Below are 13017 nucleotides of genomic sequence, written 5' to 3'. Positions count from 1 at the left end.
GACGCAATCTGCGCGACATCACTATAATGAACCCGTAATGATAATGCTTAATCGCTGATCTAATGGAAATTATGAATAACTGGAATCAATTTTTAACCGCCCAAGGCGCCCGCCCCGCTGCCATCGATGGCGCGTCTGACGGCACCGCCCCCATCGCCGCCGCCCCTATCGCCGACTTCGGCCAGTCCCTGACAGTGTCCCAGCTACAAGACGGTTTTGTCGCGGCCATCACGGACCAGGGCTTGATCGGCCTGAACGGCGACGAGGCAGCCAGTTTCCTGCACGGCCAGCTGACCAACGACGTGGAACACCTGAACCAGGAGCAAGTGCGCCTGGCCGGCTACTGCACGCCGAAAGGCCGGATGCTGGCCAGTTTCCTGATGTGGCGCAACGCCACCACCATTTATCTGCAATTGCCGCGCGCCATACAGCCGGCCATCCAGAAGCGGCTGCAAATGTTCGTGCTGCGCGCCAAGGCCAAGCTGCACGATGCATCGTTTGATGCAGCGAACCAGGTTGTCCTGGGCCTCGGTGGCACGCAAGCCGGCGCGGCACTGTCCGCCTGGTTCCCCGCCCTGCCCGCCACGCCGTTCAGCAAGGTCGAGCACGCGCTGGGCACCCTGCTGCGCGTGGCCGATGCCTTCGGCAGCGCCCGCTATGAATGGCTGACGTCGGCCGCCACGGCGCGCGACGTGTGGCCGCAATTGGCGGAAAAACTGGCCAAGGGCGGCAATGACTGCTGGCAACTGTCCGAGATCCACGCGGGCATCCCGCAGATCACGGCCGCCACGCAAGAGCAATTCGTGCCGCAGATGGTCAATTTCGAGCTGCTGGGCGGCGTCAATTTCAAGAAAGGCTGCTACCCGGGCCAGGAAATCGTCGCGCGCAGCCAGTACCTGGGCAAGCTCAAGCGCCGCACCACCCTCGTCAGCATCGCCGATGCCTCCGTCGTGGCCGGCGGCGAACTGTTTGCCGTCAGCGACCCCGAGCAGCCTTGCGGCATGGTCGTCAACGCGGCGCCGAACGGCGTGGGCGGCATCGACGCCCTCGTCGAAATGAAGCTGGGGGCAATCGAAGAAGGTTCAAGCGCCGCCGGCGCCGTGCGCTACGGCTCGGCCCAGGGTGCGGCCGTGCAGTTCCTGCCCATGCCTTACGTGCTCGACGCACTCGACTTGTGAGAATGCCATGAAAGATTTGTACATTTATTATCAGGTCAAGGAAGAGCACGCCCAGGCGCTGGAAGCCCGGGTGCGCGCCTTGCAGGCGAAACTGGCGGCCGCGTCCGGCGTGGCGCCACAGCTGAAGCGCCGTCCCGAGGCCAAGGATGGCTTGCAGACGTGGATGGAAATCTACCCCGTCGTCGGCGAAGGCTTTGCGGAATTGCTGGCCAGCGCGGCCGATGAGGCGGGCTTGCTGTCGCTGACGGCCGGCGCGCGCCATACGGAAGTGTTCATGGATTTGCCCCCATGTGCCTGATCGTTTTTGCCTGGAAAGTCAATCCGCACATCCCGCTGATTGCCGCCGCCAACCGCGACGAATTCTACGAACGCGCCAGCGCCCCCGCCGGGGCCTGGCCCGAACACCCGCAAGTGTATGCGGGCCGCGACCTGCAGGCGGGCGGCAGCTGGATGGGCATCACCCAGGCCGGCAGCGGCAGCTCGCGCTTTGCCGCCATCACGAATATCCGCAGCCCGCAAGACCGCAATCCTGACGCCCCCTCGCGCGGCGCCCTCGTGGCCGACTACCTGGCCGGCAATATGTCGCCGCAAGACTACATCGCGCAAATCCGCCCCGGCTGCAAAGCCTACAACGGTTTTAACCTGGTGCTGGGCGACGCGGATACGCTGATCTGGTTTTCCAACCGGGGCGACGGCGATGCGCGCAATGGCCAGCCATTGGAACCGGGCATCTACGGCCTGTCGAACGCCCTGCTCGACGCGCCGTGGCCGAAGGTCCTGAAAACCAAGGCCCAGTTCGCCAGCCTGCTGTGCCAGGGCGCGCCCGACGAAGCCTATTTCGACATGCTGGCCGACACCACGCGCGCGCCGGACTTCCGCCTGCCCGACACGGGCGTGCCGCTCGACCTCGAGCGCGTGCTGTCCGCCGTCTGCATCGACACGCCGGGCTACGGCACGCGCACGTCCACCGTCGTCAAACTGTTCCCGGACTCGCCCGGCGAACTGCATGAGCTGCTGATACAGTAAGCCACTCTGGGGTCTGACCCGCCGGGTCAGACCCCATGCACCACCGTCTCCCCTCTCCGCTTCACCCTCGCTTGTCTCCCTAAAAAATTGGCGCGCACAAAAAAGAAAGCGCTTGCGCAAGCGCTTTCTTTTGTTTACGATAGATTCCAACGCGGCGACACAGCCGCACACTATCGCAGCACACAATAAGAATAAAACCATCAGGAGACACCATGGCCACCATGGAAGATGTAGCGCGGGCGGCGGACGTATCGCTGTCGACCGTTTCGCACGTACTCAACGGCACCCGCAAGGTCAGCCCGAAAACCGTCGCCGCCGTCAACGCGGCCATGCAGCAGATCGGCTATGTGCCGAACATGCTGGCGCGCGCCCTGGCCGGCTCCTCGTCGGGCACCATCGGCGTGGCCATTTCCGCCTTCACCAATCATTACTTCAGCGAAACGGTGCGCGCCATCGAGGCGGCCTGCACGCGCCATGGCCTGATGATGCTGTTTTCCGATACGCATGACGATCCCGAACAGGAACTCAAGGTGGTGCAGAACTTGCACCAGCGCCGGGTCGACGGCATCGTGCTGGCGCCTTCGGGCGATCCGCACAACCGCGCCCTCGATTACTTGACCAGCAACAAGATCGCCTCCGTGCTGGTCGACCGCATGTCGCCCCAGCCTTTCGACCAGGTGGGCGTGGAAAACATCGAGGCGACGGCGCAGCTGGTCAGCCACTTGATCGCGGCCCACGGCCACCGCCGCATCGGCTTCATCGCGGGCGCGCCCGGCCTGTCCACGACGGACGAGCGTATCGACGGCTACCGCCTGGCCTTGCAGCGCGCCAATATCGCGCTTGACCCGGCACTGCTGCGCTCGGGCGACTCCAACCTGGAGCGCAGCGGCGCGGCCACGCGCGAACTGCTGGCCCTGCCTGCCGGACAGCGCCCGACGGCCATCGTGGCCGGCAATAACCTGATGACCATCGGCACCATGCACGCCTTGCGCGATGCACACATTGCGGTACCGCAAGACGTGGCGCTGGCAGGCTTCGATGATTTCGACTGGGCCGACTACTTCAGCCCCCGCCTGACCGTGATGGCGCAGCCGCTCGAAGAGCTGGGCGCCATGGCCGTCGACCTGTTGATCGACCGTATCGCCAACCCGGGCCGCGCCCAGCACGTGCAGCGCTTGTCGCCGACCTTGCGCGTGCGCAATTCCTGCGGCTGCCCCTGACCTTTCACTGTAAATCAACATGCATCCAGCGATTTCCCTCGGTATCGACCTCGGTACCTCCGAACTGAAAACCGTGCTGATGGACGGCACCGGCGCCGTGCGCGGCCAGGCCTCCGTGCGCATCGACAGCAGCCGCCCGCAGCCGGGCTGGTCCGAACAGTCGCCGCAAGACTGGTGGGCCGCCTGCGTCAACGCGCTGGCCCAGCTGCGCGCCGGCTGGCCGCAGGACTACGCGCACATTGCCTGCATCGGCCTGTCGGGCCAGATGCACGGCGCCGTACTGCTCGACAGCAACGATGGCGTGATCCGCCCCGCGATCCTGTGGAACGATGCACGCGCCGAAGCCGAAGCGGCGAACCTGGCGCGCGACTATCCCGCCTACGCGGACGTGACGGGCAGCTTGCCCATGGCGGGCCTGACGGCGCCAAAACTGCTGTGGCTGCAAAAGCATGAGCCGGCCGCCTTTGCCGCCATCGCCTGCCTGCTGTCGCCAAAGGATTATCTGCGCCTGCAATTGACCGGGATCAAACTGACGGACATGTCCGACGCGGCCGGCACCCTGTGGCTGGACGAGGCCGCTCGCGCCTGGTACGCCCCCATGCTGGCCTCCTGCGGCTTGACGCCGGAGCAGATGCCGGCCCTGGCCGAAGGCGACGCCGCCACCGGTACCGTGCAGGATGCCATCGCCGACCAGCTGGGCTTGCCCGCGAACGTGGTGGTGGCGGGCGGCGGCGGAGATAACCCCGTCTCGGCCGTGGGTATCGGCGCCGTCAACGGCGGCGACAGTTTTATTTCGCTCGGTACCAGCGCCGCCATCGTGTCCGTCACCGAGAAGCCGCTGGGCAACCCGGCCGGCGGCGTGCACAGCTTTTGCCACGCCCTGCCCGGCCGCTGGTATGCGATGGGCGCGATCCTGTCGGGCGCCAGCTGTCTGCGCTGGGCCACTGGCGTGCTGGGCCAGCCCGACGAGGCCGCCCTTCTGGCGCTCGTGGAAGCGGGTTTGCCGCTCGACACTGTCATCGCACCGTCCGCACCGCTGTTCCTGCCCTACCTGTCGGGCGAGCGCACGCCGCATAACGACCCGCAGGTGCGCGGCGCCTTTTTGCAACTGGGCCACGACAGCACGCCGGCGCAGCTCGGTTACGCCGTGCTCGAAGGCGTGGCCTTTGCCTTGCGCGACGCCATGGCGGCCGTCACCTCGACGGGTGCCGTCGTTCCCCACTGCATGCTGGTGGGCGGCGGCGCGCGCAGCCAGTACTGGGCGCAATTGCTGGCCAACGTGCTGGGACGCGAAATGCGCACCCTGCACAACAGCGAACTGTCGGCCAGCCTCGGCGCGGCCAAGCTGGGCTTTGCCGCCATCGGCGACGCCAGCCTGCTGACGCAGGGATTGCCCATCAAAAACACTTTCCTGCCCGATGCCGCGCACAGCGCAGCCTTGAGCATCCGCTACGGCCGCTACCGTAGCCTGTTTCCAGCCGTGCAAGCTCTGCACCAACTCAGTGATAAGGAATAGCAATGAATCAGCTGCAACAATTGAAGCAACACAGCACCGTCGTCGCCGACACGGGCGACTTTTTGCAACTGGCGCGTTTCGCGCCGCAAGACGCCACCACCAATCCGTCGCTGATTTTAAAAGCCGTGCTGCAGCCCGATTACGCGCCCTTGCTGGAAAGCACGGTTGCCGCGCACAAGAACGCGCCGCTGGACGACATCGTCGACCAAGTGCTGGTGCGTTTCGGCCTGGAAATTTTAAAGGTCGTGCCGGGCCGCGTGTCGACGGAAGTCGATGCCCGTTTGAGCTTTGACCGCGACGCCACCGTCGCCCGTGGGCGCCGCCTGATCGCCCTGTATGAGCAGGCGGGCATCGCCCGCGAGCGCGTGCTGATCAAGGTCGCCGCCACCTGGGAAGGCATTCAGGCCGCGCGCGAACTGGAAAAAGATGGCATCTTTTGCAACCTGACCCTGCTGTTCGCGTTTTGCCAGGCCGTCGCCTGCGCCGATGCGAAAGTACGGCTGATTTCGCCATTCGTCGGCCGCATCTACGACTGGCATAAAAAATCGCTGGGCGCGGCATGGGACGAAGCGGCGCGCAGCCTGTCCAACGATCCAGGCGTGCAATCGGTCACGCGCATCTTCAATTACTACAAGCAACATGGCATCGCCACGCAAGTGATGGGTGCCAGCTTCCGCAACGTGGGGCAGATCACGGCCCTGTCCGGCTGCGACTTGCTGACCATCAGCCCCGATTTGCTGGCCAAGCTCGAAGCGGCCGACGCGCCATTCGAGCGCGCGCTGGGCGGCGACCTGGGCGCGGCGCAGCCGGCCGTCACCTACGACGAAGCGGCTTTCCGCTACGCCCTGAACGACGATGCGATGGCGACCGAAAAGCTGGCCGAAGGCATCCGCGGCTTTGCCGTCGATGCGGGCAAGCTCGATGCCATGATCGAGAAATTGCGCACTCGCTAAGTTTTCACCCAGTTTTTACCGTAGCACCGTTTGTTTTTTACAATAAAAACCCTTGGAGATCCTCATGAAAAAAGTCATTACCGCCACCCTGCTGCTGTCCGCCGCCTGCGGCGCCTTTGCCGCCGACAAACCGCTGAAATCGATCGGCGTGAGCGTGGGCGACCTGGCCAACCCGTTTTTTGTCGCGATTGGCCGCGGCGCGGAAGAAAGCGCCAAAAAGCTCGGCGGCCCCGGCGTGAAAGTCACGACTGTTTCCAGCAAGTATGACCTGAACACCCAGGTGGACCAGATCGAGAACTTTATCGCCAACAAGACCGACATCATCATCCTGAACGCCGTCGATTCCAAGGGCATCGCGCCAGCCATCAAGAAGGCGCGCAATGCGGGCGTGGTCGTGATCGCCGTCGACGTGGGCGCCGTGGGCGCTTCGGCCACCGTGATGTCCGACAACACCATGGCGGGCGACGTGTCGTGCGCCTACCTGGCCAAGCAGATCGGCGGCAAGGGCAACGTGGTGATCCTCAATGGCCCACCGGTCACCTCCGTGATCGACCGCGTCAACGGCTGCAAGAAGACCCTGGCCGCCTTTAAGGACATAAAAATCCTGTCCGACAACCAGAACGCGGGTGGCAGCCGCGACGGCGGCATGACCGTGATGTCGAACTTGCTGACGGCCCATCCGAAGATCGACGGCGTGTTCGCCATCAACGATCCGACCGGCATCGGCGCCGAACTGGCGATCAAGCAATCGAAACGCACGGACGTCAAACTGATCACGGCCGTCGATGGCGCGCCCGATGGCCAGAACGCCCTGAAAAACAAGGCTGGCCTGTTTGCCGCCACCTCGGCGCAAAACCCGTACCGCATGGCCACCGATGCCGTGCAGATGGGCTACGACATCATGAACGGCCGTACGCCGAAACAGACCATGGTGCTGTTGCCGACCCCTGCCATCACCAAGGAAAACGTCGCCACCTACACGGGCTGGGTAAAGAACTGATCTGCCTGACCTGAACCACGCGGCGCCGCCGGCCAGCTGGCAGGCGGCGCCAGTTTCACCAGCAAGGAAGGACAGTCATGAGCGACGATATTATTTTTGAAATGCGCGGCATCGAGAAGCGCTTTGGCGCCACGCGCGCGCTGCGCGGCGTGCACCTGACGGTGCGCAGCGGCGAAATCCATGCCGTAATGGGCGAAAATGGCGCCGGCAAGAGCACCCTGATGAAGATTTTATCCGGCGTATACACGCCCGACGCCGGTGAAATCATTCTCGACGGCAAGCCAATTCGCATCCGCAACCCGGGCGAGGCCCGCGCGCTCGGTATCAACCTGATCTACCAGGAACTGAGCGTGGCGAAGAACATGACGGTGGCGCAAAACGTCTTCATGGGCAGCGAGCCGCAAGGCCCGTTCTGGACCGTCAAGGGCGGCGAGATGCGCGCGCGCACGAACGCCATCCTGGCCGACCTCGGCTCCCGCTTCGACGCGGACACCATGGTATCGAGCCTGTCGATCGCCGAGCAGCAGCAGGTGGAAATCGCCCGCGCCCTCGTGCACGAAAGCCGCATCCTGATCATGGACGAGCCGACGGCCGCCCTGTCCGACCGGGAAACCGAACAATTGTTCCGCATCATCGAAGAACAGCGCGACAAGGGCCTGGCCGTGCTCTACATCAGCCACCGCATGGCCGAGGTGGAACGCCTGGCGCGCCGCATCACGGTGCTGCGCGACGGCGCCTATGTGGGCGAACTGGGCAAGGATGAGCTGGATCAAAAGAAAGTCGTGCAAATGATGGTGGGCCGCCCCGCCGACGACTTTTATTCGCACCAGCGCCGCACGACGCGGGGCGCCGAGCGCCTGCGCGTGGAAAACGTGGGCGGCGGCAAGGTCAAGCCCGCCTCGTTCAGCCTGCATGCGGGCGAAGTGACGGGTCTTGCCGGCCTCGTCGGCGCGGGCCGCACGGAACTGGCGCGCCTGATTTTTGGCGCCGACAAGAAACAATCGGGGCAAGTGTGGCTCGACGGCCAGGAAGTGCACATCCAGCGGCCGCTGGCGGCGATTCGCCACGGCATCGGCTACCTGCCGGAAGACCGCAAGAGCCTGGGCCTGTTCATGCAATTGTCGGCCATGGAAAACATGTCGATGAATATCCTGTCCAAGCATGCAACGGCGGGCGTGGTCAACCGTGGCGCCCTGACCCAGCTCACGCGCGAGGCGATTGCCAACCTGAACGTCAAGGTCTCCGGCCCGGACGGCATCGTGGGGGGACTCTCTGGCGGCAACCAGCAGAAAGTCTTGCTGGCGCGCTGGCTGGCCATCGCGCCCAAGGTGCTGATCCTCGACGAACCGACGCGGGGCGTGGACGTGGGCGCGAAGAGCGAAATCTACAAGATCATCCACCAGCTGGCGGACGCGGGCACGGCCGTGCTGTGCATTTCCAGCGAACTGGCCGAGCTGGTCGGCATCTGCGACCGCGTGATGGTGATGTGCGAAGGACGCCTGACGGGCGAAGTGACGGGCGACGACATTACGCAGGAAAACATCCTTGCCTATGCCACCCAACTGGAAGCGGCATAAAAACACCTATCAAAACCTACTGCGCGTCGCGGGTCGCGGTTTCCGATGCTCACTGTGCATTCGCACAGTTCCGCGTCTCAACCACAACCCACTTCCGCTCGCTACGGTTTTGTTAGGCGTTTTAAGAATACGCCTTAAATAATCATTCAGGAGACTCATGATGACAACTAGTACCACCCGCGGCGCCGCGCGCGCCGGCGAACCCTTCAATGCCTCGAACCTGATGCGCCGCCTGGGCATGCTGCCCGTGCTGGTCGTGCTGTACCTGGCCATGTACGGCCTGACCGTGTATTTTTCGGCCGATGGCACGTCGACGTTCATGACCAGCAACAACACCATGAACATCTTCCGCCAGGTGTCGATCAACATCGTGCTGGCGTCCGGCATGACGTTCGTCATCCTGACCAGCGGCATCGACCTGTCTGTCGGCTCCGTACTGGCCGTCTCGGCCGTGGCAGGCATGCTGATGTCGCTGTCGGCCCAGTTCGCCGGCTTTTCGATTCCCGCCTTCCTCATCGTCGGCCTGCTGCTGGGCGCTCTCAATGGCGTGCTGGTGGCCCTCGTCGGCCTGAACCCCTTCGTCGTGACCCTGGGCACCATGACGGCCCTGCGCGGCGCCGCCTACCTGCTGGCGGACGGCACCAGCGTGCTGAACACGGAAATCCCCAGCTTCGAATGGATGGGCAACGGCAGCTTCCTGGCCGTGCCCTGGCTGATCTGGCTGGCGGCCGCCGTCGTCGTACTGACGTGGTTCATTCTGCGCAAGACCACCCTGGGCCTGCATATCTATGCCGTCGGCGGCAATATCCAGGCAGCGCGTTTGACGGGCATCAAAGTCGGTCTCGTATTGATGTTTGTCTACACCATCAGCGGCCTGTTCGCGGGCCTGGGCGGCGCCATGTCGGCCAGCCGCCTGTATGCTGCCAACGGCAACTGGGGTACCGGTTATGAACTCGATGCGATTGCGGCCGTCGTGCTGGGCGGCACCAGCCTGATGGGCGGCGTCGGTTCCGTGTGGGGCACCGTCATCGGCGCGCTGATCATCGGCGTGATGAACAATGGCTTGACGATTTTGGGACTGTCGTCGTTCTGGCAGTATGTGGCCAAGGGCGTCGTGATCGTTTTAGCAGTCATTCTGGATAAATGGCGCCAGTCGCACGCGCAGAACTGAACCCTTAAGCCATGAACTGCCGGGGTCGGACCCTGTAGGGTCCGACCCCAGTCCTTGCTCCTGGGTTAACGCTTAAAACTGCAGCCGCATCTCCACATGCGCAATCCCCGCCTCTTCGAATTGTTCCCCCTGCTGCACAAAACCGTGGCGCGCATAGAATGGCGCGGCCACGGTTTGCGCGTTCAGCACCACCGCCGCATCACCGCGTTCGCGCGCCTTGTCCATCAGCAAGGTCAGGATGGCGCCGCCCACGCCCGTGCCGCGGCCCGGCTGGCGCACGGCCATGCGGCCGATATGGCCATCAGGCAATAACCGGCCCGTGCCGATGGCATTGCCGGCGTCATCGTAGGCGACGGCGTGCAGGCAGACGGCGTCCATGTCGTCGAGCTCGATCTCGGCCGGCACTTTCTGCTCATCAACAAAAACTTCAAAACGGATGGCGGTGGCGTCCTGGCCCAGGGTGGCCCAGTCGCCGAGGCGGATGGTGTGCTTGGTCATGGTAGCGAGTAATAAGAGACGGGCCGTGATTGTCGCACGGCCCGCCTCTCCTGGGGGACTAGCCCAGCTTGACCAGCTGCTTGCCGAAGTTACGGCCTTTCAACAGGCCGATGAAGGCCTCGGGTGCGCTGGCCAGGCCCTCGGCCACGGATTCGCGGAATTTCAGCTTGCCCGTCGCCACCAGGGTTCCCAGTTCCGCCAGTCCCTGCGGCCAGAATTCCGGCTGCTCCGAGACGATGAAACCGCGCACGGTGAGGCGGTTGGTGAGGATCAGGCGCGCATTGTCGAGCGGCGTCGGTTCGCCGTTGTAGCCGGCGATCCAGCCGCACACGGCCACGCGGCCGAACGCGTTGGTGCGGGCCAGGGCCGCGTCGAACACGGCGCCGCCCACGTTTTCAAAGATGGCGTCGATACCGTCCGGCGTGGCCGCCGCCAGGTCCGCTGCCAGGTTGCCCGCCTTGTAATCGACGCAGGCATCGAAACCCAGTTCATTCACCACATACGCGCACTTTTCCGCCCCGCCCGCGATGCCGACGACCCTGCAACCCTTGAGTTTGGCCAGCTGGCCCACGACGCTGCCCACGGCGCCGCTGGCGGCCGACACGACCACCGTTTCGCCCGCTTTGGGCGCCATGATCTGGTTCAAGCCATACCAGGCCGTCATGCCGGGCATGCCGACGGCGCCCAGGTAGGCGGACGCGGGGATATGCGCCGTATCGACCTTGCGCAGCATCGTGCCGTCCGACACGGCCACTTCCGTCCAGCCCAGGGTCCCCACCACCGTGTCGCCCGCGGCGAATTTCGGATGCTTCGATTCCAGCACCACGCCCACCGTTCCGCCGATCATGGTTTCATCGAGCGCCTGCGGCGCCGCATAGCTTTTATTGGCGCTCATGCGCCCGCGCATATAAGGATCGAGCGACAGGTACTGGTTACGCACCAGCAACTGGCCATCCGTGATGGCGGGAATCTCGACAGTTTCCAGGCGGAAGTTATCCGGCTGCACTTCTCCCGTGGGGCGCGAGGCGAGGACGATGCGTTGGTAGGTGGTCATGAAGGCTCCTTGTTGGACGAACAATCTAAACCCCAGAGCAAATACCGGGGTCAGACCCTGAGGGTCTGACCCCAGCCCTTCGTTTGGGGTTAACGGGTTTTCACACTTCGTAGTCCATGCACTGCCGCGCTTCGCGCACAGCCCCAAAAAACGGCTTAATCTTCACGTGCTCGGGATGGTTCTGGTAGGCGTCGAGCGCTGCGCGGCTGGCGAACTCGCTGTACAGGACAATGTCGTAGGTCGCTTCCAGGCCGGGCTGGGCCACGGCTGCCTCGAATTTCAAGATGCCGGGCACCAGGTCCGAACAGGAATCGAGCAGGGCTTTCAGTTTCAGGGCGTTCGTGGCGCGGTCGGCGCCTTCGGCGTGGTCTTTGAGTTTCCAGAAAACGATGTGCTTGATCATGGTGGCAGGCTGCTTGTTTATTAATGAAGCATTACTGTACCCGCTATCGGCGTGCCTTGCAGAAAGTGAGCAGCAAAAGAAAACGGGCGGCCCTGGAAGCCGCCCGCAGACTGGGTTCACGCAAACATTACAGCACTTCGAACAGGCCGGCCGCGCCCTGGCCGCCACCGATGCACATGGTGACCACCACGTATTTGACGCCGCGGCGCTTGCCTTCGATCAAGGCGTGGCCCGTCAGGCGCGCGCCCGACACGCCGTACGGGTGGCCGACGGCAATCGCGCCGCCGTTGACATTCAGGCGGTCCATGGGGATGCCCAGGGTGTCGGCGCAATACAGCACTTGCACGGCAAACGCTTCGTTGAGTTCCCACAGGCCGATGTCGGCCACCGTCAAGCCCGCCTTTTTCAGCAGTTTCGGGATGGCGTAGACGGGGCCGATACCCATTTCATCGGGTTCGCAGCCTGCCACGGCAAAGCCGCGGAAGATGCCCAGCGGCTGCAAGCCTTTCGCCTCGGCCACTTTCGCGTTCATGACGATGGCCATCGAAGCGCCGTCGGAAAACTGGCTGGCATTGCCGGCGCTGATGACGCCGCCCGGGATGGCCGGACGGATCTTCGCCACGCCGTCATACGTCGTATCGGCACGGATGCCTTCGTCGGCGGCAATCGTCACTTCGCGCGACACCAGCATGCCGCTGGCCTTGTCGGCCACGCCCATGATGGTGGTCATCGGCACGATTTCCGCGTCGAACAGGCCGGCCGCCTGGGCCGCGGCCGCGCGCTGCTGGCTTTGCGCGCCATAGGCATCCTGGCGCTCGCGCGAAATCTGGTAGCGCTTGGCCACGGTTTCCGCCGTCTGCAGCATGGGCCAGTACACTTCCGGCTTGTGCTGCTGCAGCCAGACGTCGCGGTACATATGCGTATTCATTTCATTTTGCACGCAGGAAATCGATTCCACGCCGCCCGCCGCATAGATATCGCCTTCGCCGGCGATGATGCGCTGCGCCGCCAGGGCGATGGCCTGCAAGCCAGAAGAACAGAAGCGGTTGACGGTCATGCCGGCCGTGGTCACGGGGCAGCCGCCGCGCAAGGCCACCTGGCGCGCGATATTGCCGCCCGTGGCCCCTTCGGGAAAGGCGCAGCCGACCAGCACGTCTTCCACTTCTTCCGCCTCGATGCGCGCGCGCTCGACGGCCGCCGCCAGCACATGGCCGCCCAGGGTGGCGCCATGCGTCATGTTGAACGCGCCCTTCCAGGACTTGGCCAGGCCCGTGCGGGCGGTCGATACGATGACGGCTTCATTCATGCTGTGTCTCCTTGTAGGAATGTTATGAGGGTGAGTATCTGCGGAATCAGAATAGCACATTTAAGTACGGTCGTTCGCAAAGTTGCAATGGCCGGTAATTTGTAAGCTTGGCGTA

Annotated in this window: 13 protein-coding genes; 9 read left to right on the top strand and 4 right to left on the bottom strand. The window is 64.0% G+C overall.

The window, feature by feature from the left end; all coding sequences use genetic code 11:
• Positions 1 to 62 precede the first annotated feature (62 nt).
• The 9 genes from ygfZ (at position 63) to IGS61_RS00945 (ending at position 9641) form a co-directional block, all read left to right on the top strand.
• Positions 63 to 1178 (top strand): CAF17-like 4Fe-4S cluster assembly/insertion protein YgfZ, encoded by a 1116-nt coding sequence (gene ygfZ, locus IGS61_RS00985; RefSeq protein ID WP_230537615.1) that lies wholly within the window; start codon positions 63 to 65, stop codon positions 1176 to 1178.
• Between the two features lie 7 nt (positions 1179 to 1185).
• Positions 1186 to 1476 carry a DUF4936 family protein gene (locus IGS61_RS00980; protein WP_230537614.1) on the top strand — a complete coding sequence of 97 codons (291 nt, stop codon included), beginning with the start codon at positions 1186 to 1188 and terminating at the stop codon, positions 1474 to 1476.
• Positions 1467 to 2204 (top strand): NRDE family protein, encoded by a 738-nt coding sequence (locus IGS61_RS00975; RefSeq protein WP_230537613.1) that lies wholly within the window; start codon positions 1467 to 1469, stop codon positions 2202 to 2204. The genes IGS61_RS00980 and IGS61_RS00975 overlap by 10 nt, the downstream gene beginning before the upstream one ends.
• Positions 2205 to 2416: 212 nt before the next feature.
• Positions 2417 to 3424 carry a LacI family DNA-binding transcriptional regulator gene (locus IGS61_RS00970; RefSeq protein ID WP_230537612.1) on the top strand — a complete coding sequence of 336 codons (1008 nt, stop codon included), beginning with the start codon at positions 2417 to 2419 and terminating at the stop codon, positions 3422 to 3424.
• A 31-nt stretch (positions 3425 to 3455) separates the two neighbouring features.
• Positions 3456 to 4940: a xylulokinase gene (gene xylB / locus IGS61_RS00965; protein WP_329958035.1), complete on the top strand. Its 1485-nt coding sequence runs from the start codon at positions 3456 to 3458 to the stop codon at positions 4938 to 4940.
• Positions 4941 to 4942: 2 nt separating this feature from the next.
• Positions 4943 to 5893 (top strand): transaldolase, encoded by a 951-nt coding sequence (gene tal, locus IGS61_RS00960; protein ID WP_230537610.1) that lies wholly within the window; start codon positions 4943 to 4945, stop codon positions 5891 to 5893.
• A gap of 64 nt (positions 5894 to 5957) precedes the next feature.
• Entirely contained in the window at positions 5958 to 6893 is a 936-nt protein-coding gene (locus tag IGS61_RS00955) for an ABC transporter substrate-binding protein (RefSeq protein ID WP_121669532.1), read from the top strand.
• A 77-nt stretch (positions 6894 to 6970) separates the two neighbouring features.
• Positions 6971 to 8470, top strand: a complete 1500-nt coding sequence (locus IGS61_RS00950) for a sugar ABC transporter ATP-binding protein (protein WP_230537609.1) — start codon at positions 6971 to 6973, stop codon at positions 8468 to 8470.
• A gap of 160 nt (positions 8471 to 8630) precedes the next feature.
• Positions 8631 to 9641 carry an ABC transporter permease subunit gene (locus IGS61_RS00945; protein ID WP_099408562.1) on the top strand — a complete coding sequence of 337 codons (1011 nt, stop codon included), beginning with the start codon at positions 8631 to 8633 and terminating at the stop codon, positions 9639 to 9641.
• A gap of 72 nt (positions 9642 to 9713) precedes the next feature.
• Here the strand turns inward: IGS61_RS00945 and IGS61_RS00940 are convergent, their stop codons facing one another.
• The 4 genes from IGS61_RS00940 to IGS61_RS00925 form a co-directional block, all read right to left on the bottom strand.
• Positions 9714 to 10139, bottom strand: a complete 426-nt coding sequence (locus tag IGS61_RS00940) for a GNAT family N-acetyltransferase (protein WP_230537608.1) — start codon at positions 10137 to 10139, stop codon at positions 9714 to 9716.
• Between the two features lie 58 nt (positions 10140 to 10197).
• Complete coding sequence (locus IGS61_RS00935; RefSeq protein WP_230537607.1) at positions 10198 to 11193, bottom strand: NADP-dependent oxidoreductase; 996 nt, start codon at positions 11191 to 11193, stop codon at positions 10198 to 10200.
• 100 nt (positions 11194 to 11293) lie between these two features.
• Entirely contained in the window at positions 11294 to 11596 is a 303-nt protein-coding gene (locus tag IGS61_RS00930) for a Dabb family protein (protein ID WP_219889649.1), read from the bottom strand.
• 127 nt (positions 11597 to 11723) lie between these two features.
• Positions 11724 to 12902 (bottom strand): acetyl-CoA C-acyltransferase, encoded by a 1179-nt coding sequence (locus IGS61_RS00925; RefSeq protein WP_230537606.1) that lies wholly within the window; start codon positions 12900 to 12902, stop codon positions 11724 to 11726.
• Positions 12903 to 13017: the final 115 nt, after the last annotated feature.

Source organism: Janthinobacterium sp. FW305-129, assembly GCF_020858115.1.
In the GTDB taxonomy this organism is placed as follows: domain Bacteria; phylum Pseudomonadota; class Gammaproteobacteria; order Burkholderiales; family Burkholderiaceae_D; genus Janthinobacterium.
The sequence above is the reverse complement of the archived record's forward strand: the minus strand, read 5'-3'. Positions and strand labels throughout refer to the sequence as shown.

Excerpts from the sequence above, each read along its gene's own strand:
- IGS61_RS00970 (WP_230537612.1), top strand. The coding sequence starts at position 2,417 with ATGGCCACCATGGAAGATGTAGCGCGGGCGGCGGACGTATCGCTGTCG.
- ygfZ (WP_230537615.1), top strand. The coding sequence starts at position 63 with ATGGAAATTATGAATAACTGGAATCAATTTTTAACCGCCCAAGGCGCC.
- IGS61_RS00975 (WP_230537613.1), top strand. The coding sequence starts at position 1,467 with ATGTGCCTGATCGTTTTTGCCTGGAAAGTCAATCCGCACATCCCGCTG.
- IGS61_RS00925 (WP_230537606.1), bottom strand. The coding sequence starts at position 12,902 with ATGAATGAAGCCGTCATCGTATCGACCGCCCGCACGGGCCTGGCCAAG.
- IGS61_RS00955 (WP_121669532.1), top strand. The coding sequence starts at position 5,958 with ATGAAAAAAGTCATTACCGCCACCCTGCTGCTGTCCGCCGCCTGCGGC.
- IGS61_RS00940 (WP_230537608.1), bottom strand. The coding sequence starts at position 10,139 with ATGACCAAGCACACCATCCGCCTCGGCGACTGGGCCACCCTGGGCCAG.
- IGS61_RS00935 (WP_230537607.1), bottom strand. The coding sequence starts at position 11,193 with ATGACCACCTACCAACGCATCGTCCTCGCCTCGCGCCCCACGGGAGAA.
- IGS61_RS00945 (WP_099408562.1), top strand. The coding sequence starts at position 8,631 with ATGACAACTAGTACCACCCGCGGCGCCGCGCGCGCCGGCGAACCCTTC.
- IGS61_RS00980 (WP_230537614.1), top strand. The coding sequence starts at position 1,186 with ATGAAAGATTTGTACATTTATTATCAGGTCAAGGAAGAGCACGCCCAG.
- tal (WP_230537610.1), top strand. The coding sequence starts at position 4,943 with ATGAATCAGCTGCAACAATTGAAGCAACACAGCACCGTCGTCGCCGAC.
- IGS61_RS00930 (WP_219889649.1), bottom strand. The coding sequence starts at position 11,596 with ATGATCAAGCACATCGTTTTCTGGAAACTCAAAGACCACGCCGAAGGC.
- IGS61_RS00950 (WP_230537609.1), top strand. The coding sequence starts at position 6,971 with ATGAGCGACGATATTATTTTTGAAATGCGCGGCATCGAGAAGCGCTTT.